Raw genomic sequence first — 20,780 nt, 5'->3', positions numbered from 1 at the left:
TGCACGAGGAGGACGCCGTGAGCGTGATCAGCATCGACGCGGGCACCACGATGATCAAGGTCGTCGGGTACGGCACCGAGGGCCACGAGGACGTCGTGGTGCGCCGTCCGACCGAGGTGCTGCACCCCGTCGCGGGCCGTTCCGAGCAGGACATGGACGCGGTCTGGGACGCGGTCGCGTCGGCCGTGACCGAGGTGGCGCGCCAGCTCGACGGCGAGGTGGAGGCCGTCGCGGTGACCGCCCAGGGCGACGGGGTGTGGCTCGTCGACCGCAGCGGCCGGCCGACGGGCACGGCGGTGCTCTGGAACGACGGACGGGCCGCGTCGACGATCTCGGCCTGGGAGCGCGGCGGGCAGCTGGACGCCGCGTTCGCCCTGAACGCCAACCTCGGGTCGTCGGGGATCGCCCACGCGATCCTCACCTGGTTCGCCGAGCACGACCCGGCCCGGCTCGAGGCCTCGGACCTGTCGCTGACGTGCGGTGGCTGGGTCCACGCCTGCCTCACCGGTCTGCGCGTCGTCGACACCTCGGACGCGTCCGCGCCCTTCCTCGACCTCGGCTCGCTGACCTACTCCGACGAGCTGCTGCGGCTGTTCGACCTGGAGTGGGCGCGCCGGCTCCTGCCGCCGGTGGTCCGCGACGACGACCGGTCCGCGCCGCTCGCGCCCGACGTGGCCGACCGCCTCGGCCTGCCCGCCGGGGTGCCGGTGGTCCTCGCCCCCTACGACATCGTCGCGACCGCCCTCGGCTCCGGCGCGGTCGAGACGGGCCGGGGGTGCTGCATCCTCGGCACGACGCTGTGCACCGAGGTGCTCGTCGACGAGGTCCCCACGTCCGAGCGCCCCACCGGGATCACGGTCGCCTCGGGCCTGCCCGGCCGGTGGGTGCGCGCGTTCCCGACCTTCGCCGGGGGAGAGGTGATCCGCTGGGCCTGCTCGCTGCTCGGGCTGGACGACCCCGCCGACCTCGGCGCGCTGGCGCTGGAGGCACCCGTGGGCGCCGACGGCCTCGTGCTGCTCCCCTACCTCTCGTCGGCCGGTGAGCGGGTGCCGTTCCAGGACGCCGACGCGCGCGGGGTGCTGCACGGCATCTCGTTCGCGCACGGGCCCGCCCACGTGGCGCGCGCGGTGGTCGAGGGCCTGTCGCTGGTCGTCCGCGACTGCCTCGAGACGTGCTCGACGCCCGTCACCGACCTGCGCGTGTGCGGCGGCGGGGCCGTCAACGACGTGTGGACGCAGACCATCGCCGACGTCACCGGCGTCCGCGTCACCCGCACCGAGGACACCGAGGTGGGCGCCCGCGGGGCCTACCTCGTCGCGGCCCGGGCCCTCGGCGTGACCGCGCCCGACGTCGTGCTCGGACGCTCCTTCGACCCCGACCCGGAGGCGCACGCGGTGTACGACGGCCTCTACGCCGACCTGGTGGGGCTGCGCGAGCAGGCCGCGCCGTCGTGGGCGCTGCTCGGCGAGCGACGCCGTCACGACGAGCAGGTCCGGGCATGAGCGACCCCGGGAGCACCTGGATCGGCATCGACCTCGGCACGCAGAGCGTGCGCGTGATCGCGGTGCGCGGCGACGGGGAGGTCGTGGGCCGCGGCTCGAGCGCGCTGACGAGCCACCGCGACGGACCCCGCCACGAGCAGGACCCCGAGCAGTGGTGGACCGCGGTGTGCGAGGCCTCGCGCCACGCGACGGCCGACGTCGACTCGTCGACGGTGCGTGGCGTCGCCACCGACGGGACCTCGGGCACGGTGCTGCTCACCGACGACGCCGGGACACCCCTCACGCCCGGTCTGATGTACGACGACGCCCGAGCGCCCGCCCAGGCGGCCGCCGTCAATGCCGCCGGCGCCGAGGTCTGGTCGTCGCTCGGCTACCAGCGGATGCAGGTCTCGTGGGGGCTGCCCAAGCTGCTGTGGCTGCTCGACACGCGCCGGGTCACCGCGGACGCCGGCCCGGTCCGTCTCGCGCACCAGGTCGACGTGGTCAACCGGCGGCTCGTCGGCCGTCCCGTCGCCACCGACCTCAGCAACGCGCTCAAGACCGGTGCCGACCTGAGGGGCGGCTGCTGGCCGCGCGAGGTGATGGACCGGCTCGGGGTGCCCGACGACGTGCTGCCCGACCTCGTCCCGCCGGGCTCGCGGCTCGGCCAGGTCGGCGAGGCCGGCGCCGAGGCGACCGGGATCCCTGCGGGCACGCCCGTGGTGGCCGGCACGACCGACGGGTGCGCCAGCCAGCTCGGGGCGGGCGTCGTCGACGTCGGCAGCTGGAACAGCGTCCTCGGCACCACCCTGGTCCTCAAGGGCGTCACCGCCGCACCGCTCGCCGACCCGAACGGCGTCGTCTACTCGCACCGCGGCCCCGCCGGCCGCTGGCTCCCCGGTGGCGCGTCGAGCAGCGGCGCGGGCGTCGTCCCGTCGCTGTTCCCCGGCGCCGACCTCGACGCGCTGACCGACGGTGCGCGCGCCCACGAGCCGTCGTCCTGCCTCACCTACCCGCTGGTCTCCGAGGGCGAGCGCTTCCCGTTCGTGGCGCCGGCGGCTCGGGCGTTCGAGATCGGCCGGGTGGACGGCGACGCCGACCGCTTCGCGTCGGTCCTGCAGGGCGTCGCCCACGTCGAGCGGCTCTGCTACGACTACCTCGACCTGCTCGGCGCGCCGCTCGACGGCGACGTGGTGCTCACCGGCGGCGCGAGCGGCAACGACTACTGGTGCCAGCTGCGCGCCGACGTGCTCGGACGGGACGTCCGGGTGCCGGCCGATGCGACGCCGGCGCTCGGCATGGCCGTGCTGGCCGCCGGCGGCGAGGGCGACCCGGCTCCGCTCGCCGCGGCGATGACGGGCTCGTCGCGGACCTTCTCCCCGAGGACCTCGCGCGACCGCCTGGTGCCGGGGTACGTCGCGCTCGTCGACCAGCTCGAGGAACGGGGGTGGCTCGACCCCGACGTCGCGGCCCACGCACGGAAGCGGGCGGACCGATGACCGAGCTGGTGCTGGTCCGCCACGGCCAGACCGTGTGGCACGCCGAGAACCGCTACGCGGGATCGAGCGACGTCGACCTCACTGCCGCCGGGGTGCGGCAGGCGGACGCGCTGGGCGCCTGGGCCGCGACCGCCGGCCTCGACGCCGTCTGGTGCTCGCCGCTGTCGCGCGCCCGCAAGACTGCGGACGCGTGCACCGGGACCACCGGCCTGGAGGCCCACGTCGACCCGCGGCTCACCGAGGCACACTTCGGACGGGGCGAGGGCCTGACGTCGCAGGAGATGGAGCGCGAGTTCCCCGAGGCGCGGGCGGCGTTCGTCCACGACCCGGTCGCGCACCCGCTGCCCGGCGGCGAGCCCCTCGACGCGGTCGCGTCCAGGTTCGTCGCCGCGCTCGACGACGCCGCCCGGGCGCACCCGGACGGCACGGTCCTCGTCGTCGCCCACAGCACCGCCATCCGGCTGGCCCTGTGCCGGTTGACGGGCATCCCGCTCCGCGACTACCGGCGCGTGCTGCCCTCGCTGGGCAACGTCGCGCTCACCCGCGTGCGCCCGCGCGACGACGGCCCCGCCGCGCTCCTCGAACTGAACCGCCCCCTCGAACCGAAGGTGTCCCAGCCATGAGCCTCACCGTCCTCGCCGCCGGCGACCACTTCGTCCTGAGCTCGCTGCTCGCCGAGGCCGTCCGCGACGCCGTCGAGCGCGAGACGCAGGTGCGCGAGCTGACCCTGCCCTGGCCCCTCGAGCCCTTCGGCCCGGTCGGGGAGGTGGACGAGGCGTCGGGCACCGAGGAGCAGATGATCGAGGCGCTGGAGGGGGTGGAGGTGTGCCTCACCCAGATGGCGCCGCTGACCAAGCGGGTGCTCGCGGCGTGCCCGGACCTGAAGATGTTCGGGGTCAGCCGCGGCGGACCGGTCAACGCCGACCTGGACGCGGCGACCGCGCACGGCGTCACCGTCACCTACGCCCCCGGGCGCAACGCGCCGGCGACGGCCGAGCACACGCTCGGCCTGATCCTCGCGGCGGCCCGACGCGTCCCGGCCACGGACGCCGACCTGCACGCGGGCACGTGGCGGGGCGACTACTACGCCTACGACAGCGTGGGCCCCGAGCTCGGGTCGAGCACCGTCGGCCTCGTCGGGTTCGGCGCGATCGGCCGCCGGGTGGCGCGGATGCTCCAGGGGTTCGGCGCACGCGTGCTGGTGCACGACCCGTTCGTCGACGCCGACGGCCTCGACGGGCTCGCCGAGCCCGTCGACCTCGACACGCTGCTCGCGGCGTCGGACGTCGTCACGCTGCACGCCCGGGCGACGGCCGAGACCGCCGGCATGATCGGGGCCGACCAGATCGCGCGCATGCGTCGGGGAGCGGTGCTGGTCAACTGCGCCCGCGGCACGCTGCTCGACTACGACGCCCTCTGCGACGCCCTGGACGCCGGCCACCTGTTCGGTGCGGCCCTCGACGTGTACCCGGTGGAGCCGATCCCCGCGGGGTCGCGCCTGCTGACGACCCCCGGACTCGTCCTCACGCCGCACCTGGCCGGTGCGAGCAAGCAGACCGCGCTGCGCGCCGCGCAGATCCTGGCCGACGACACGGCGCGGTACGCGCGCGGCGAGCGGCCGGAGCACGTCGCGAACCCGGCCGTGCTCGGCTGAGCCCGCGGACGGACGGGGTCCGACGTCAGGCGCTGACTGAGTAGTCCGACACCACGTTGCCCTTGGGCGTGGTGAGCGAGCGGTCGAGCGTCAGCCGCGTGACGGGGTCGCCCGGCTCGAACAGGTGGCGGCCCGACCCGGCGACCACCGGGTGGGTCATCAGCGTGAGGCGGTCGAGCAGCCCGGCGAACAACAGCTCGCGGACGATGGTGATGCCGCCGCAGACCGCGATCTCGCCGCCCTCGGTCTGCTTGAGCGCGCGGACCGCGTCGAACAGGTCTCCCTCGACCAGGCTGGCGTTCTGCCACGCCAGGTCGCCGGTGAGGGTGCGCGACGCCACCAGCTTGGGCACCGCGTTGATGAACGTGCCGAACCCGTCGTCGTCGCCCACCTTCGGCCAGTGGTCGGCCCACTGCTCGTACCCGACCCGTCCCATCACGACGGTGTCGGCCCGGGAGATGAACGTGCCCATCTCCTGACCCATGACCTCGTCGAAGGCGTCGAACTGCCACAGGTGCGGGTCCTCGACGACGCCGTCGACGGAGTGGAACAGGCCGGCGGTCACTGCGCGCATCTCGGTGTCTCCTCGTTCAGGGTCCGCCCTCGTCGGCGGCACACCAGATCAGACCAGCCGGGTGCGACGAAGTCATCGGGTGTGGTCAGAACCGCCCGCAGCTCGACGTCGGACGCACGCCGGCGACGCGCGCCTCGAGGAACGCGAACGCCTTGGGGAACGCCTCGACCGCACCGCCGACGTGGGTCGGTGCGACGCCCGGCGCGAACGTCACCGTCGCCCCGTTGCGGCACCAGCCGCGCGCCATGTCGCGGTCCTGGGCGAACGGCACCACGTCGTCGAGCGTGGTGTGGGCGACGAGGACGGGCACGTCCGGGCGGCCCTTGCCGAGGCGCAGGCCCTCGAGGACGGCCGCGAGGTCGGGGCGCGACAGGTAGTCGGTGACCGGCCTGCCCTCGCGGGTGAGGGTGGAGGTGCGGGTGAATGCGAACGGCGCGAGGCCGTCGGCCGTGCAGGTCTCGCCCGCGGAGTCGACCTTCGCCTGTCCGGCGGGCGTGAGGAGGTCGCCGATGCGCAGCTCGGGGTAGAGGTCGTCGAGGCCGAGCACCGAGTAGGCGAGGAAGGCCGCGTACAGCGAGCCGTCGAGGCCCGGCGCGACGCGCGTGAGGTCGGCCGGGACGGCGCCGGCGTACCCCGCCTTGAGGTTGACGTCGGGTGCGTACGACGCGTGCTGCTCCAGCGCTCCGGCCGCACCTCCACCGCCCTCGGAGTAGCCCGCGACGAACACGGGCGCGTCCTTCGCGACGCGGTCGACGCTGCTGCGCGTGGCGGCGCGGGCCGCGTCGAGCACCGACCGTCCGAGCGAGCGGCTGTTGGCGTACGCGTGGGTGCCCGGCGTGCCGAGGCCCTGGTAGTCGGTGACGACGACGGCGTACCCGCGGGTGAGCAGGCCCTTGACGAACGCGCCCTCGTACTCGGTGCCGGCCGCGAGCTGGCGCGACGGCGCGCACCGGTCGGCCATGCCCTGGGTGCCCACGGCGTACGACACGAGCGGACGCTTGCCGCGTCCGACCCACGGCGTCCTCGGGGTGAGCAGGGTGCCGGTGACGGCGATCTTCTCGTCCTTCACCCCGCGGCTCACGTACATCAGCCGTTGCACGCTCGCCGGCGCCTTGAGCGCCCGGAGCGGGTCGAGGTAGAACGTCGACGGCTCCTGCCGCACGACGTCGCCGGGCGCGCCGGTCAGCGTCGCCGGTGGGGTGGAGAAGTCCTCGGGCGCGGCCTGCGTCGCCTGCGTGGTGAGCCCGGCGAGCAGCAGCGCGACGGTGGTGGTGACGGTGGCCAGGACGCGCACGGGCGTGCTCCTCGGGCTCGGTGACTCACAAGTAACTCGGAGTTACCTTCTACCCTCGGCGTGGCTCGGCGTCAACGGGCGGTCAGCCCTTGAGGACGTGGGCGACCACCGCGCTGGCGTGCCCGTGGCCCATGCCGTGCTCGGTCTTCAGCCACGTGACCAGCTCGCCGTGCTTGTCCAGCGGGCTGTCCCGCACGAGCTGCAGCCAGTGCTCGATCGGCTGGCCGTAGGTCTTCTCGATGGACGGGAAGTAGGACGCGGGGCCCTTCGCCTTCGGTGCGTCGGTCATCGGCCCATCTTGCCCGCCGAGTGGCGCAGAACCAGGACCGAGTGGCGCAAGTTCGGGCCGGGTCGCGCGTGTCGACCCCGAACTTGCGCCACTCGGCGGTGGGAGGTGCGGCCGTCAGGCCTTGATGATGGCGGCCACCGGGCCGCCACCCTCGGGGCCCTGGTGGGCGGCGGAGACGGAGACGAAGACCGCCGGGTCACCGGTGACGGCGGCGGTGACGCCGCCGACGGCGGCCTTGATCTGACGGTGCCAGTGGACGTCGGAGTCGTCGAGCATCGCGTTGCGACGTCCGCGGACCTGGCCGTCCTGGCTGGCCTCGCACTTGAGGAACACGTTGACCAGGCGGTCGTCGAGGTCGGCCGTGCGGGGGCGCTCGGGCAGGTCGAGGCCGGCGTCGCGGATGGCGTCCCAGATGCCGTCGGCGTCGAGGGCATCCTTCATGACGGCGTGGCCGATGCGGTAGTCGCCGCCGACGCCGCGGGCGTTGCCGACCACGACGACCTGCGCCTGGTCGAGCTCGACGCCCGAGGAGCAGGAGGCGACGGCCGAGAACAGGCTGCGGTCGTGCATGACGTCCGCGTCGGTGGGCATCTCGATCTCGCCGAGCGCGACGGCGATGCCGAGGGCGGTGACGCCGTTGGAGAGGTCCATCGACTCGTGGGTGTGCTCGGTCCAGACCTCCTTGCCGCGGCTCTTGGCGTCGCGGATGGTGTGGATCGTCAGCAGGGGGGTCTTGGTCTGCACGTAGTGCACGTCGGCGGGGTCGGTGATGCCCGCGCGCTCCATGGCGACCTTCACGGCGTCGGCGACCTTGGTGATCATCGGCGTGCGGCCGATCTCCTCGGGCAGCAGCTGCTCGCTCATCGCGAAGCCGACGGTCAGGCGCGGCTCGTCGGTCTTCGTGGCCTTCTCGTCCGCGACGGTGGCGAAGATCGTCGCGTGGGGGCTGATCACGCCGTCGGTGCCGCCGGACCAGACGATCGGGATCTGCTTGACGTCCTCGACCGAGCGGGTGCCCTTGGACTGGATGACCTCGCGGAACGCGCGGTCGGCGATGATGCGGGTGTAGTCGTTGACGCCGCCGTTGCCCTCGGTCTTGCCGATGACGGCGACGACGCGGTCGGCCTCCATGACGCCGTCGTCGATGAGCTTCGCGAGCTCGCTGGCGTCGGCGACGGAGTGGATCGGGACCTTGCGGACTTCGATGGCGGCGGGCATGACGACCTTCCTTCGGGGTGGGTGCTCAGGGAGCGGTGACGGTGGCGGGGACGACGCGCGTGCCGGCGGTTCCGGCGACGGCGTCGGCGATGCGGGGCAGCGAGGTGATGACGCCGACGCGGCCGCACCGCTCGGCGAAGCGGGTGACGGCCTCGACCTTGGGGCCCATGGACCCGGCGGCGAAGTGGCCCTCGGCGGCGATCCGCCGCATCTCGGCGGCGTCGAGCTCGCCGAGCGGGCGGGCGTCGGGGGTGCCCCAGCCGACGACGGCGGCGTCGACGTCGGTGGCGATGACGAGAGCGTCGGCGCGCACCTGCTCGGCGAGCAGCGCCGACGCGACGTCCTTGTCGATGACGGCCTCGACGCCGGTGTAGCCGGTGCCCGGGTCGTGGACGGTGGGGATGCCGCCGCCTCCGGCGCACACGACGACGAAGCCGTCGGCGATCAGCGCCTGGGCGGCGGCGAGGTCGAGCATGCGCTGCGGCTCGGGGGAGCCGACGACGCGACGCCAGCCGCGGCTGCCGACCTCCACCCAGTGCTGGCCGTGCTCGATCATCAGCGCGGCCTCCGCCTCGGGCAGGTAGCGGCCGATGGGCTTGGTGGGCTCGGCGAACGCGGGGTCGTCGGCGTCGACGAGGGTGCGCGAGACGAGGGCCGCCGCACGACGGTCCGAGCCGCGTGCGGCGAGGGCGACGTCGAGGGTGTCGAGCACGAGCATGCCGATGGTGGCCTGCGTCTGCGCGCCGCACCAGTCGAGCGGCACGGGTGCGACGGTGTCGGCGGCGAGCTCGTTCTTCAGCAGCAGGTTGCCCACCTGCGGTCCGTTGCCGTGCGTGAGGACGACCTCGTGGCCGGCGACGACGAGGTCGGCGACGGACTCCATCGCCTCCTGCACGGCGGCACGCTGGTCGGCGGGGGTGGCCGAGCCGTCGGCCGCCGTCATGGCGTTGCCACCGAGGGCGATCACGAGGCGCATGCGTCGAACCTACGGGCGCCGTGTGACCACCGGCACGGGCAACACCTGACCCCGAACACCCGATCCGTCGTCAACATCTGCCCAGACGAGAGTCTCTGGATCGTGGCTGGTCTCTGGATCGTGGTGGCCCGGGCAACCACGATCCAGAGATCCACGTCAGGGGCGGGCGGCGAGCTCGCGGGTGAGGGTGTCGAGGAGGGGCGTGGCGGGGCGGCCGAGGAGCGACGCGAGGGGACGCGGGCCCGTCGGCAGGCCGTGGGCGTCGTAGTAGGCGAACATCGCGGCGAGCCAGTCGGCCTCACGCGGGTCCACCCCGTCCACGCCGGCGCGCCACGTCAGCGGGGTGGTGCGCCGGACGGGGACGTCCACGCCCAGCACCGACGACGCCGCCGCGGCCACGTCGTTCACGCTGACGAGCGTCGGCCCGCCCAGCTCGTACGTCGCGCCGTGGTGGCCGTCGTCGAGCAGCACCGTCGCGGCCGCCTGCCCGACGTCGTCCAGGTCGACCATGCCGAACAGCGCGTCGGGGTCGTAGGCGACGTCGAGCACCGGCTCGGGCGCGCGAAGCGCCGGCACCACGTTCTGCACGTACGCGCACGGCTGCAGCAGCGTCCAGGCCAGCCCGCTGCGACGGACGACGTCCTCGGCCGCGGCCTTGCCCACGTGGTGGGGCATGTCGGGCGCGTACGGCGAGGCCACCGAGTGGTGCACCACGCGTCCGACGCCGGCCGCGCGGGCCGCGTCGAGCACGGCCGCGACGAATGCCGGCTCGTCGGGGTGCAGGTTGGGCGCGACGACGTAGGTCGCGTCGCACCCCGCCAGCGCCCCGGCGAGGTCGGGCCACTGCGCCCGCCCCACCGGGACGACGTCCGCGCCGCGCGCGAGCAGCGCGTCGGCCGCCGCGCGCCCGGTCTTGCCGGACGCGCCGACGACGGCGACGCGCATCCTCACAGCCAGTCGACGCTCGCCGCGACGTCGCCGCCGCTGAGCGTCGCGAACCCGGGTCCGCGGTCGAAGAACGCCTCCTCCGGACGGGCGGCGCGCTGCTCGTCGCGCAGCGCGGCGGTGGCGTCGGCGTCGTGGCCGAGGTCGTCGGAGTCGGTCGACCCCGTCAGCACCACGCCGTAGTCCTCGCGCGCGGCGCCCGCCGACACCTTGCCCCAGACCACGTCGCGGACGACGGCCTCGGGCTCGCGCTCGAGCGGGTCGCCCCAGCCGCCACCGCCGGTGGTGCGGATGCGGATGGTCTCGCCGGCCTTGACGGGCTCGGCGTCGGCGAGCGAGTCGACGGCGCGCTCGTCGGGCGTCCCGGGGTTGATGACGACCTCGAACGGGGTGCCGGCCTTGCCGCCGCGCACGCCCCAGCAGGCCAGGATCGAGCGGTCGGCGATGGACATGAAGTGCGCGTCCTTGAGCATCCGGACGTGCTTCTCGTACCCGAGGCCGCCGCGGAACTGCCCGGCGCCGCCGGAGTCCTGCGCGAGGCCGAGGCGCTCGACGACGAACGGGAAGCGCGCCTCGGTGAACTCCGTGGGGAGGTTCCGCGAGTCGGGCACGACGTGGATCGTGTCCTCGCCGTCGGCGTAGTAGCGGCCGCCGGCGCCGCCGCCGAGCACCTCGCGCATCAGGTACGGGCGGCCCTCGAAGTCCTCGCCCCAGACGCCGGTGTAGCGGATCGTCTCCTGGTCGGCGGGCATCATGCCGTCGACGGCCTTGGCGACGACGCCGGCCAGGACGCCGAGCAGCCGCAGGATGACGAAGGTGCGGGCGTTGGTGGGCGCCGGGAAGATCGGCGTCAGCAGCGTGCCCTTCTCGGGGAACCGCATCTCGATGAGCGGCACGATGCCCTCGTTGACGTCGAGCTCGGCCATCCGCTCGGGGGTGTCGGCGAGGTTGCGCAGGATCGGCGCGAGCCACTTCTTGAGGAACACGCCGTCGGAGTAGTCGCCGCAGTGGTTGATCGGGCCCTTGGCCTGCGGCGAGGTGCCGGCGAAGTCGACGATCAGCCGCTCGCCGTCGGGGTCGTCGGCGGCGGTGCGCGTCAGCGTGATGCGCTGGGTGTGCAGCTTCGGGTCCTCGACGCCGTCGTGCTCGGCGTAGTCCTCCCAGACCCAGGTGCCGACGGGGATCTTGCTGAGGATCTCGCGGCGGTAGGTCTGCGTCGTGCGGTCGATGATCGCGTCGAAGCACGACTCGACGACGTCGCGGCCGTACCGGTCGAACAGCTCGCCGAGACGGCGCGCGCCCATCAGGCAGGCCGAGCACTCGGCGTCGAGGTCGGCGGCCAGCGAGTCGGGCATGCGCGAGTTGCGCGTCATGATCGCGAGCGCGGAGCGGACGGGCGTGCCGGCGTCCCACAGCTTGATCGGGGGCACCATCAGGCCCTCCTCGAACACCGACGTCGCGTTGCTCGGCATCGAGCCGGGCACGGCGCCGCCGATGTCGTCGTGGTGGCCGAACGCCTGGACGAACGCGACGACCTCGGGGCCGTCGCCGCTGTCGTGGAAGACGGGCACGGTGACGCACAGGTCGGGCAGGTGGCCGATGCCGCCCTCGGAGCCGTAGACGTCGTTGTGGAAGAAGACGTCGCCGGGCACCATCTCCTCGAGCGGGAAGTCCCGCGCGATCGGGTGCACGAGCGCGGAGTACGACCGGCCGGTGAGCTTGCGCAGGCGGCGGTCGTGGATGCCGGCGCGGAAGTCGTGGGCGTCGCGGATCATCGGCGAGCGCGAGGTGCGCGCGATGGCGGTCTCGACCTCCATCTCGACCGACGCCAGGCTGCCCTGGACGATCTCGACGAGCACCGGGTCGGCGGACGCGCCGGCGTCGTCGGTGAGCGGACCGAACGGGAACTGCGTGGGGGCGCGGGTCGAGCCGGTGTCGGGGTGACCCTGCTGCGTGGGCTGCTCGGTGACGGTCATGCCTGCTCCTGCCGGGTCACGATGATGTTGAGGTGGTCGTCGATGCGGGCGGTGAAGCCCGGGTGCAGCGGCACGGTGGAGCCGAACTCCTCGATCACCGCGGGTCCGTCGACGACGTGGCCGGGACGCAGGTCGTCGCGCCACCAGACACCGGTGTCGACGTAGCCGTCGGCCGCGTCGAAGCAGACCGGACGGACGCTGCGCGGCTCCGGGACGGGCTCGGTGGAGACCTCGTGGCGACGGATCTCGGGCCGCTGGATCGGGCCGATGCCCGACACGCGGAGGTTGACCCACTCGACCTGCTGGGTCGGGTCGCCGGCGAAGTCGTAGCCGTACAGGCCGCGGTGCGCGGCGTGGAACGACTCGGCGACCTGCGCGACGAGCGCGTCGGTCAGCTCGCCGTCGGGGACCGGGACGCGCACCTCGAAGGCCTGGCCGAAGTAGCGCAGGTCGGCGGTGCGGACGAAGCGGTGCTCGCTCTCGTCGAAGCCCTCCTCGACGAGCGCCTTGGCGGCCTTGGTCGACAGGTCGTCCAGGATGCCGCCGACGACGTCGAGGTCGATCTGGTCCTGCAGCGTGACGGCGGTCTGCACGTAGTCGTTCTTGACGTCGACGGTGAGCAGCCCGAACGCCGACACGTTGCCGGGGTTCGGCGGCACCAGGACGGCGGGCAGGTCGAGCACGTCGACCAGCCGGCACAGCAGCAGCGAGCCCGAGCCGCCGAACGTCGTCAGCGTGAAGTCGCGGACGTCGAGGCCGCGCTTGACGGTGATCTGCCGCAGCGCGTTGGCCTGGTTCCACGCCGAGATCTCGAGCACGCCGCTCGCGCACTCCTCGACGCCGAGGCCCAGCTTCGCGGACAGCTCCTCGAGCCCGCGGCGGGCCGCGTCGACGTCGAGGGGGATCTCGCCACCGAGCAGGTGGGGAGGGATGCGGCCGAGCACGACGTGCGCGTCGGTGATGGTGACGTCGGTGCCGCCCTTGGCGTAGCAGAGCGGGCCGGGATCGGCGCCGGCCGACGCGGGGCCGACCTTGAGGGTGTTCTCCGGCGAGAGCCAGGCGATCGAGCCACCGCCCGCGCCGACCGTCACGACGTCGATCATCGGGATCTTGGACGGGTAGACGCCCACGGTGCCCTCGGTGGTGAGGGTCGGCTCGCCGTCGACGACCACCGAGACGTCGGTGGACGTGCCGCCGCCGTCGCAGGTGAGCACGCGGTCGAAGCCGGCGACCTTGGCGATCAGCGCGGCGCCGAGCGCGCCGGCGGCGGGGCCGGACAGCACGGTGGTGATCGGCTGGTGCACGACCTCCTCGGCGCTCAGGACGCCGCCGTTGGACTTCATCACGTAGAAAGGAACAGCGCGTCCGTCCTCGGCCGAGGTGTACGCGTCGAGGCGGGTCTTGATGTTGGAGACGTAGCGCGACACCTTGGGCTTGACCGCGGCGTCGACGAGCGTCGTCATCGACCGCTCGTACTCGCGGTACTCGCGCAGCACCTCCGACGACAGCGAGACGACGGCGTCCGGGTGCTCCTCGGCGAGGATCTGGCGCACGCGCTCCTCGTGGGCGGAGTTGGCGTACGAGTGCAGCAGGCAGACGCCGAGCGACTCCAAACCCTTGGCCTTGAACCAGCGGGCGGCGGCGCGGACGCCGTCCTCGTCGAGGGGACGGATCTCCTCGCCGGTGTACGACATGCGTCCGACGACGGTGCGCACCAGGTCGCGCGGGACGATGCGGTCGGGCTTGACCCAGAAGTAGGAGTTGCCGTAGCCGTCGGGGACGGACTGGCGGGCGATCTCGAGCACCTGCTCGTAGCCGTCGTTGGTCAGGAAGCCGAGGTTCTCGACCTTGCCCTCGAGCAGCTGGTTGGTCGCGACGGTGGTGCCGTGGCTGACCGCGGCGATCGCGTCGCCGGAGTCGGCGGGCAGGCCCGCGATGCCCAGCACCTTCTCGATGCCGGCGAGGAACCCGTCCGCGGGGTTGCCCGGCGTCGAGGGGGTCTTGGTGGTCACGAGCTCGCCGGTGCTCTCGTCGAACGCGACGACGTCGGTGAACGTGCCACCGGTGTCGATGCCGATCCGGATGCGGCGGTGCGGTGCTGTCGTCATGCCCCGATCCAACCCTGTCGGAGTGGGGCGGGCGTACGGCGGACATCGCCGTCGACCTGGCTGAGGTGATGTCAGATCTTGCCGACGCCTCCCACCCTGTCAACCCCCGGACCGCCCCCTCCCGAGTCGCCGAGATACGGGTTCTGCACCACCGGAGCGTCCGCCGTGGTGCAGAACCCGTATCTCGCGGGCTCCGTCAGAGGGTGGGGCGGACCCGACCGTGGCCGGTGAGCTGCTCGAAGGCGTGGGCGACCGACAGCAGGGCGGCCTCGCCGCCGTGGCGGGCGACGAGCTGGATGCCGACGGGCCAGCCCTCGGCGGTGAAGCCCGCCGGGACGGAGATCGCGGGACAGCCCGTCACGGTGACGAAGTACGCCGACCGCATCCAGTCCAGGTACGTCGCCTGCTCACGGCCGTTGATGTGCGAGGGGTACTCCTCGTCGGCGCTGAACGGCGGCACCTGGCTGACGGGGAGCGCGAGCACGTCGTGGTCGGCGAAGAACCGGCGCATGGTCTGCCCCAGCGACGTCCGCTGCTCGTACGCGCGCGCGACGTCGGCTCCGGTGAGGTGCTCGCCGGCGCGGATGTTGTCGGCCAGCGAGGCCTTGAACGCGTCGGGACGCTCGGCGAGCCGCGCGCCGAACATCGCCTGGAACCGCCAGGCACGCAGCGTCCGGAAGGTGTCCTCGGCGAGGGACAGGTCGGGGTGCGCCTCGGTGACGACGGCGCCCGCACCGGCCATGACGTCGCGCTGCGCGGCGACGATCGCCGCCACCTGCTCGTCGACCTCGAACGCCCCGCCGAGGTCGGCAGAGAACGCGACGCGCACGCCTTGCAGCGAGCCCTCGACGGGCGCGGCGAACGTCGCACCGGGGTCACCGAGCGCCAGGGGCGCGCGCGGGTCGGGGCCGGCGATCACCGACAGCAGCAGCGAGAGGTCGTCCACCGAGCGCGCCATCGGGCCGCCGACGGACGTCGTCTCCCAGCCGTTGGCCGCGGGCCACTCGGGCACCCGGCCCAGCGACGGGCGCAGGCCCACGACGTTGTCGAAGGAGGCGGGGTTGCGCAGCGAGCCGCCCATGTCGCTGCCCTCGGCGAGCGGCACCATGCCCGACGCGAGCGCCGCGCCCGCGCCGCCGCTCGAGCCGCCGGCCGAGCGCGTCAGGTCGTACGGGTTGAGCGTGGTGCCGAAGATCTTGTTGAACGTGTGCGACCCCGCCGCGAACTCCGGCACGTTGGTCTTGCCGATCGTCACGGCGCCCGCGGCGCGGACGCGCTCGACGATCAGCTCGTCGCGCTCGGGCACGTGGTCGGCCATCAGGGTCGAGCCGTACGTCGTGCGCCACCCGCCAACGGCGTGCGTGTCCTTGAACGCGAACGGCAGACCGTGCAGCGGTCCGCGCGAGACGCCGCGCGCCGTCTCCTCGTCGCGCTCGGCCGCCTCGGCCCGCGCCCGCTCGGGGTCGAGGCTGACGATCGCGTTGACGCGCCCGTTCACCTCGTCGATGCGCTCCAGGTGCAGGTCGAGCAGCTCACGCGCCGAGATCTCGCGGTCGGCGACGGCCTGCGCCATCACCCGCGCGGGGCTGTGGACGTCGATCGTCACCGGCGACGGCCGAGCAGGCCGCCGGCGACCACGCCGGCGAGCACCAGCGCGGCACCGACCAGGGCGCCCTGGACGAAACCGTCCCCGCCGCCGATCGACGGCAGCGCCGACGCCTTGGCCGGGGCGGTGAACACCCCGGGCTCGGACGGGGCGGCGGACGGCGTCCCCGCACCCACGGCACCCGGCGCGGGGGCCTCGGCCGGGATGCCGTCGCGGATCACCTTGTCGACGGCGGAGAAGAACTCGCCGGCCATGCGGCGGCTGACCGACGTGAGCATCCGCTGGCCCACGCCACCGATCATGCCGCCGACGACGGCGTCGGCCGCGTAGTCGACGGTGGTGGTGCCGTCACCGCGGTCGCCGAAGCTGACGGTGACGTCGGCCGCCACGGTGCCCGGGCCGCCCGCGCCCTCGGCCTTGAGGAGCAGCGACTCGTGCGGCTTGAGGTCGCTCAGCGAGCAGGTGCCCGCGTACGTCCCCTTGATCGAGGCGACGCCAGCGGTGACCGTCATCGCGTACTCGTTCTCGGCGGTGGTGCGCAGGCTCTCGCAGCCGGGGATGGTGCGCACGAGCACCTGCGGGTCGAGGAGCGCGTCCCAGACCTGGGCGACGGGGGCGTTGAGGACGGCGGTTCCGGCGACCTTCATCGGTCGGCTCCTTCGGTGGTGGCGTGCTCGAGCCGCAGGGCGTACAGCTCGGAGGGGGAGATGGGCATACGGGTGATGGCGAAGCCCTCGGCGTCCTCGATCGCCGACGCGAACAGCGCCGCCGACGGGATGACGCCGGCCTCGCCCGCGCCCTTGATGCCGAGGGGGTTGAGCGGCGACGGCGTCTCGAGGTGGTCGACCTCGATCTCGTGCGGCACCTCGCTGACGTAGGGCATCAGGAAGTCCATGAACGACGCATTCTGCAGCTGGCCGTGCTCGTCGTAGGCCATGCGCTCGTACAGCGCGCCGCCGACGCCCTGCGCGACGCCGCCGTGGATCTGGCCCTCGACGATGAGGGGGTTGATCAGCCGGCCGCAGTCGTGCACGACGCAGTAGCGCAGGATCGAGATCTCGGCGGTGTCGGGATCGGTCTCGACGACGACGGCGTGCATGCCGCTGGCGAACGTCGAGCGTGGCGGGGAGAAGAAGTCGCGGCTCTCCAGGCCGGGGCTCTCGCCCTCGGGCACCGGCACCGCGTCGGGGTCGCCGACGGAGAACTGGGTGGCCGACTTGGAGGCCTCGTCGAACGCGTAGCGCAGCGGGTTGCTGAGCACGGCGAGCGTGCCGAGCGCGACGTTGGACGACGGTGCGCCCTTGACCGACACGACGCCGTCGGCGATCTCGAGGTCGTCCTCGGACACCTCCAGCGCGTCGGCGGCGAGCTTGAGCGCCTTGGCCTTGACGGCGCGGGCCGTCAGCGCGATCGCCGAGCCGCTCATCACCGCGGCGCGGGACGCGTAGGTGCCCACCGCGTACGGCATGCGGCGCGTGTCGCCGGTGACGACCTCGACGTCCTCGAACCGCACGCCGAGCTCGTCGGCGACGATCTGCGCGAAGGCGGTCTGGTGGCCCTGGCCCTGGGTGGTCAGGCCGGTGGACACCTTGACCTTGCCGGTGGTCTCGACCTGCACGTGGCCGCCCTCGTAGGGGCCGACGCCCGTGCCCTCGACGTAGCAGGCCAGGCCGATGCCGACGGTGCGTCCCTCGGCACGGGCCTCGTCGCGCACCTTCTCGAACTCGTCCCAGCCGACGAGATCCTTGATCTTGTCGAGCGACTGCGGGAAGTCGCCCGAGTCGTAGATCAGCGGCTTGCCGTCCTGGAAGATCAGGCCCTGGTCGTAGGGGAACTCGTCGGGCTGGATGAAGTTGACGGCGCGGACGGCCGCGCGGTCCTTGCCGAGGTACGCCGCGATCGCGTCCATCGTGCGCTCCATCGCGAACACGCCCTGCGGACGCCCGGCGCCGCGGTACGGCGTCACGATGACGGTGTTGGTGTACAGGCTCTCGAAGACGACCGAGTACACCGGCGGCTTGTACGGCCCGAGCAGCTGCGTCGAGGTGATGATCGGGACGATCAGGCCATACGGGGTGTAGGCGCCGTTGTCGTGCCAGAACTGCACCGACAGGCCCTCGACGCGGCCGTCGTCGTCGAAGCCGACCTCGACGTGGTGGTGCTGCGCGCGCTCGTGGGCCGAGGAGATGAAGTGCTCGCGGCGGTCCTCGGTGAACTTGACCGGACGGCCGAGCAGGCGCGCGGCCATCGGGACGAGCACCTCCTCGGGCCACGGGTGCACGACCTTGACGCCGAAGCCGCCGCCCACGTCGGGGGTGATGACGTCGACCTGCACGAGGTCGAGGCCCAGCTTGGACGCGACGGCGGCGCGCACGCCCGTCGAGGTCTGGGTGGAGGTCCAGACCGTCAGGCGGGAGGTGTCGGTGTCCCAGCGGGCCGCGGTGGCGCGTCCCTCCAGCGGCATGCAGGCGCTGCGCTCGATGTCGAGCTCGAGCTCGAGCCGGTGCGGCGCCTTGGCGATCGCGGCGGCGGCGTCGCCCGTCGACTGCTCCATGCGGGCGGCGACGTTGCCGGGCACGTCGTCGTGGACGAGCCTCGACGCGTCGCGCGCGGCGTCGATGCCGACGACGACGGGCAGGGTCTCGTAGACCACCGTGATGCGTGCCGCGGCGTCCTCGGCGACGTAGCGGTCGGTGGCGACCACCATCGCGACGGCCTCGCCGACGTAGTTCACCTCGTCCTTGGCCAGCGCGTACTGCGTGCGGCCGTGGCTCAGCGCGGGGTGCGGGATGAGCAGGGGGAGGGGCTCGGACATCGGGCCCTCGAGGTCCTCGTACGTGTAGACCGCGACGACGCCCTCGACGTCGAGCACGGCGTCGACCTCGATGTCGCCGATGCGCGCGTGCGCGTGCGGGCTGCGCAGGATCGCGACGTGCAGTGCGTCGGGCAGGAGGTCGTCGGTGTACTGGCCGCGCCCGCGCAGGAACCGCTCGTCCTCGGTGCGCTGGACGCGCTGGCCGAAGCTCTTGGTGGTCACGCGACGTCCCCCGCCCGCTCGTGGGAGATCTCGGCGGCGCGCAGCACCGACGCGACGATGTTCTGGTAGCCGGTGCAGCGGCACAGGTTGCCGCCGACCATCTCGCGCGCCTCGTCCTCGGTGGGGTCGGGGTTGTCGCGCAGGCCGGCGGTGATGGTGGTGAGGAAGCCGGGGGTGCAGAAGCCGCACTGCAGGCCGTGGCACTCCTTGAACGCCTGCTGCACCGGGCCGAGGCGGTCGCCGGACTCGGTCAGGCCCTCGACGGTGGTGACGTCGCGACCGTCGGCGCTGACGGCGAGCATCAGGCAGGAGCGGACGGGCGTCCCGTCGACGAGGACGGTGCACGCGCCGCAGACGCCGTGCTCGCAGCCGACGTGGGTGCCGGTGAGGCCGCAGTCCTGGCGGATCGCGTCCGAGAGCAGCTTGCGGGCGGGCACGTCGATGCGGTGCGCGGCGCCGTTGACGACCAGGTCGACCTCGTGGATCTCATGGGCGGTGTCGGTCATGCGACTCCCTCCTTCGTCGTGACGGCCTCGTGCGCGGCGGCGACGACGCGGCGCGTCAGCACGCCGGCGAGGTGGCGCCGGTAGTCGGCGGTGGCGTGGATGTCGGCGTCGGGCTCGATCGCCGCGTGCGCGACCTCGACGGCGGCGGCGAGGTTGGCCGGGCTCAGCTCGCCGTCGGCGAAGGCCTCGGACAGGTCGACGGCCAGCGGGGTGTCGGACACCGACAGGTACCCGGCGCGGACGGACTCGACGGCCCCGGTCTCGCCCACGGACACCAGCGCGGCGACGCCGACGAGCGCGTAGTCGCCGTGGCGGCGCGACACCTCGTCGATGGCCGAGCCGGTGCGGGCGGGCAGGGCCGGCACCCAGGCGCCGGTGAGCATCTCGTCGTGCTCCAGGCACGACTCGAGCGGCCCGACGTACAGGTCGCGCGCCTCGATGCGGCGCTCGCCGCGGACGGACGCGGCGGTGACGTGGCCGCCGAGGAGGGTGAGGACCATCGGCATCTCGGCCGCGGCGTCGGCGTGCGCGAGCGAGCCGACGGTCGTCCCCTGGTTGCGGATCGTGGGGTGGGCGACCAGGCGCAGGGCCTGGCCCAGCAGCGGCTGGACGCGACGCGCGTCGGCGTCGCGCTCCAGCGCCGCGTGGCGGACGAGGGCCCCGAAGGCCACGCCGTCCTCGTCGCTGCGGACCCCGTCGAGGCCGGGCACCCGGTTGACGTCGACGAGGACGGCCGGGGCCGCGAGCCGCATCGACAGCAGCGGCAGCAGGCTCTGGCCCCCCGCGAGCACCTTGGCGTCGGCGTGCTCGGCCAGGGCGGCGAGGGCCTCCTCGAGGGTCGTGGGTCGCAGGTACGAGAACGGCGCGGGCTTCACTTGGTGCGGGTCACCTCGTCGGAGTCGGTGGGGGCGAGCTCGCCGCGCTTGCCCTTCACCAGGTGGAAGTAGACGATCACCAGGATCGTGCCCAGCGCGATGCCGCTGAGCTCGAAGTTGTCGGTGATCTGCAGGGCCACGCCGCCGATGCCGGCGATGATGCCGGCGGACAGGCCGATGAGGTTGACGGGGTTGCCGAAGTCGACCTTGTTGTCGACCCAGATCTTGGCCCCCACCAGTCCGATCATCCCGTAGAGCACCAAGGTGATGCCGCCCAGGACGCCGCCGGGGACGGCGCTGACGATCGCACCGAACTTCGGGCACAGGCCGAGGACGATCGCCACGACCGCGGCGGCGTAGTAGGCCGCCGTCGAGTAGATCCGTGTGGCCGACATGACGCCGATGTTCTCGGCGTAGGTGGTGGTGGGCGAGCCGCCGAAGGCGCTGGCGAACGCGGTGGCGAGACCGTCACCGACGAGCGCGCGGCCCACGTAGGGGTCGAGATCGTCGCCGGTCATCTCGGCGACCGCCTTGACGTGCCCGGTGTTCTCCGCGATCAGGGCGATGACGCCGGGCAGCACGAGCAGCACGAACGTCAGCGAGAAGCTGGGCGCGTGGACCACGGACACGCCGTCGGCCAGGGTGCCGCTGGGCAGCCCGAACCAGGACGCGTCGCCGACGGCCGACAGGTCGACGCGGTCATGCAGGACGGCCTCGCCGTTGCTGACCGGCGTGACCGAGT

18 protein-coding genes are annotated in these 20,780 nt (G+C 73.4%); 4 read left to right on the top strand and 14 right to left on the bottom strand.

The annotated features are described in order from the left end of the window. The first annotated feature begins 17 nt into the window (after positions 1-17). Genes ACI6PP_RS16250 through ACI6PP_RS16235 form a run of 4 tightly spaced genes read left to right on the top strand, consistent with a single transcriptional unit; the run spans position 18 to position 4,634 of the window. Positions 18-1,502 carry an FGGY family carbohydrate kinase gene (locus tag ACI6PP_RS16250; protein WP_421112657.1) on the top strand — a complete coding sequence of 495 codons (1,485 nt, stop codon included), beginning with the start codon at positions 18-20 and terminating at the stop codon, positions 1,500-1,502. Continuing rightward, the gene (locus tag ACI6PP_RS16245) at positions 1,499-2,980 is read left to right on the top strand and encodes an FGGY-family carbohydrate kinase (RefSeq protein WP_421112656.1); all 1,482 of its coding nucleotides are present in this window, start codon (positions 1,499-1,501) and stop codon (positions 2,978-2,980) included. The genes ACI6PP_RS16250 and ACI6PP_RS16245 overlap by 4 nt, the downstream gene beginning before the upstream one ends. After that, a complete protein-coding gene (locus ACI6PP_RS16240; RefSeq protein WP_421112655.1) occupies positions 2,977-3,603 on the top strand; it encodes a histidine phosphatase family protein in 627 nt (208 codons plus the stop codon). Before ACI6PP_RS16245 ends, ACI6PP_RS16240 begins: the two co-directional genes overlap by 4 nt. After that, positions 3,600-4,634, top strand: coding sequence for a 2-hydroxyacid dehydrogenase (locus ACI6PP_RS16235; RefSeq protein ID WP_421112654.1), 1,035 nt, complete (start codon positions 3,600-3,602; stop codon positions 4,632-4,634). Before ACI6PP_RS16240 ends, ACI6PP_RS16235 begins: the two co-directional genes overlap by 4 nt. Positions 4,635-4,659: 25 nt before the next feature. On the opposite strand, the gene ACI6PP_RS16230 is transcribed toward ACI6PP_RS16235, so the two are convergent. The 14 genes from ACI6PP_RS16230 to ACI6PP_RS16165 form a co-directional block, all read right to left on the bottom strand. After that, positions 4,660-5,208, bottom strand: a complete 549-nt coding sequence (locus ACI6PP_RS16230; protein ID WP_421112653.1) for a dihydrofolate reductase family protein — start codon at positions 5,206-5,208, stop codon at positions 4,660-4,662. Between the two features lie 85 nt (positions 5,209-5,293). Then, on the bottom strand, positions 5,294-6,502 hold the full coding sequence (locus tag ACI6PP_RS16225; RefSeq protein ID WP_421112652.1) for a lipase family protein: 1,209 nt from the start codon (positions 6,500-6,502) through the stop codon (positions 5,294-5,296). 82 nt (positions 6,503-6,584) lie between these two features. Next, a complete protein-coding gene (locus ACI6PP_RS16220; protein WP_421112651.1) occupies positions 6,585-6,791 on the bottom strand; it encodes a DUF4287 domain-containing protein in 207 nt (68 codons plus the stop codon). Between the two features lie 114 nt (positions 6,792-6,905). Next, positions 6,906-8,009 carry a barbiturase gene (gene bar, locus ACI6PP_RS16215; protein WP_421112650.1) on the bottom strand — a complete coding sequence of 368 codons (1,104 nt, stop codon included), beginning with the start codon at positions 8,007-8,009 and terminating at the stop codon, positions 6,906-6,908. 25 nt (positions 8,010-8,034) lie between these two features. After that, positions 8,035-8,985 carry a carbamate kinase gene (locus ACI6PP_RS16210; protein ID WP_421112649.1) on the bottom strand — a complete coding sequence of 317 codons (951 nt, stop codon included), beginning with the start codon at positions 8,983-8,985 and terminating at the stop codon, positions 8,035-8,037. Between the two features lie 156 nt (positions 8,986-9,141). After that, positions 9,142-9,930 carry an SDR family oxidoreductase gene (locus ACI6PP_RS16205; RefSeq protein ID WP_421112648.1) on the bottom strand — a complete coding sequence of 263 codons (789 nt, stop codon included), beginning with the start codon at positions 9,928-9,930 and terminating at the stop codon, positions 9,142-9,144. A 2-nt stretch (positions 9,931-9,932) separates the two neighbouring features. Continuing rightward, entirely contained in the window at positions 9,933-11,906 is a 1,974-nt protein-coding gene (locus tag ACI6PP_RS16200; RefSeq protein WP_421112647.1) for a hydantoinase B/oxoprolinase family protein, read from the bottom strand. Beyond that, on the bottom strand, positions 11,903-14,014 hold the full coding sequence (locus tag ACI6PP_RS16195; protein WP_421112646.1) for a hydantoinase/oxoprolinase family protein: 2,112 nt from the start codon (positions 14,012-14,014) through the stop codon (positions 11,903-11,905). The genes ACI6PP_RS16200 and ACI6PP_RS16195 overlap by 4 nt, the downstream gene beginning before the upstream one ends. A gap of 196 nt (positions 14,015-14,210) precedes the next feature. Continuing rightward, positions 14,211-15,620: an amidase gene (locus tag ACI6PP_RS16190; RefSeq protein ID WP_421112645.1), complete on the bottom strand. Its 1,410-nt coding sequence runs from the start codon at positions 15,618-15,620 to the stop codon at positions 14,211-14,213. Then, positions 15,617-16,267 carry an SRPBCC family protein gene (locus ACI6PP_RS16185; RefSeq protein WP_421112644.1) on the bottom strand — a complete coding sequence of 217 codons (651 nt, stop codon included), beginning with the start codon at positions 16,265-16,267 and terminating at the stop codon, positions 15,617-15,619. The genes ACI6PP_RS16190 and ACI6PP_RS16185 overlap by 4 nt, the downstream gene beginning before the upstream one ends. Then, positions 16,264-18,657, bottom strand: a complete 2,394-nt coding sequence (gene cutA, locus ACI6PP_RS16180; RefSeq protein WP_421112643.1) for an aerobic carbon-monoxide dehydrogenase large subunit — start codon at positions 18,655-18,657, stop codon at positions 16,264-16,266. Before cutA ends, ACI6PP_RS16185 begins: the two co-directional genes overlap by 4 nt. Further along, the gene (locus tag ACI6PP_RS16175) at positions 18,654-19,163 is read right to left on the bottom strand and encodes a (2Fe-2S)-binding protein (protein ID WP_421112642.1); all 510 of its coding nucleotides are present in this window, start codon (positions 19,161-19,163) and stop codon (positions 18,654-18,656) included. Before ACI6PP_RS16175 ends, cutA begins: the two co-directional genes overlap by 4 nt. Next, positions 19,160-20,038, bottom strand: a complete 879-nt coding sequence (locus ACI6PP_RS16170; protein ID WP_421112641.1) for an FAD binding domain-containing protein — start codon at positions 20,036-20,038, stop codon at positions 19,160-19,162. The genes ACI6PP_RS16175 and ACI6PP_RS16170 overlap by 4 nt, the downstream gene beginning before the upstream one ends. Next, the coding region (locus tag ACI6PP_RS16165; protein WP_421112640.1) for a uracil-xanthine permease family protein at positions 20,035-20,780 on the bottom strand (746 nt) is incomplete at its 5' end. The genes ACI6PP_RS16165 and ACI6PP_RS16170, both read right to left, overlap by 4 nt.

This window comes from Solicola agrisoli (assembly GCF_049059935.1).
Taxonomy (GTDB): domain Bacteria; phylum Actinomycetota; class Actinomycetes; order Propionibacteriales; family Nocardioidaceae; genus JAURVT01.
Note: the sequence above shows the minus strand (reverse complement) of the source record. Positions and strands in the feature narration are given on the sequence as shown.

Excerpts from the sequence above, each read along its gene's own strand:
- ACI6PP_RS16230 (WP_421112653.1), bottom strand. The coding sequence starts at position 5,208 with ATGCGCGCAGTGACCGCCGGCCTGTTCCACTCCGTCGACGGCGTCGTC.
- ACI6PP_RS16245 (WP_421112656.1), top strand. The coding sequence starts at position 1,499 with ATGAGCGACCCCGGGAGCACCTGGATCGGCATCGACCTCGGCACGCAG.
- ACI6PP_RS16195 (WP_421112646.1), bottom strand. The coding sequence starts at position 14,014 with ATGACGACAGCACCGCACCGCCGCATCCGGATCGGCATCGACACCGGT.
- ACI6PP_RS16220 (WP_421112651.1), bottom strand. The coding sequence starts at position 6,791 with ATGACCGACGCACCGAAGGCGAAGGGCCCCGCGTCCTACTTCCCGTCC.
- ACI6PP_RS16240 (WP_421112655.1), top strand. The coding sequence starts at position 2,977 with ATGACCGAGCTGGTGCTGGTCCGCCACGGCCAGACCGTGTGGCACGCC.
- ACI6PP_RS16185 (WP_421112644.1), bottom strand. The coding sequence starts at position 16,267 with ATGAAGGTCGCCGGAACCGCCGTCCTCAACGCCCCCGTCGCCCAGGTC.
- ACI6PP_RS16205 (WP_421112648.1), bottom strand. The coding sequence starts at position 9,930 with ATGCGCGTCGCCGTCGTCGGCGCGTCCGGCAAGACCGGGCGCGCGGCG.
- bar (WP_421112650.1), bottom strand. The coding sequence starts at position 8,009 with ATGCCCGCCGCCATCGAAGTCCGCAAGGTCCCGATCCACTCCGTCGCC.
- ACI6PP_RS16200 (WP_421112647.1), bottom strand. The coding sequence starts at position 11,906 with ATGACCGTCACCGAGCAGCCCACGCAGCAGGGTCACCCCGACACCGGC.
- ACI6PP_RS16175 (WP_421112642.1), bottom strand. The coding sequence starts at position 19,163 with ATGACCGACACCGCCCATGAGATCCACGAGGTCGACCTGGTCGTCAAC.
- ACI6PP_RS16210 (WP_421112649.1), bottom strand. The coding sequence starts at position 8,985 with ATGCGCCTCGTGATCGCCCTCGGTGGCAACGCCATGACGGCGGCCGAC.
- ACI6PP_RS16235 (WP_421112654.1), top strand. The coding sequence starts at position 3,600 with ATGAGCCTCACCGTCCTCGCCGCCGGCGACCACTTCGTCCTGAGCTCG.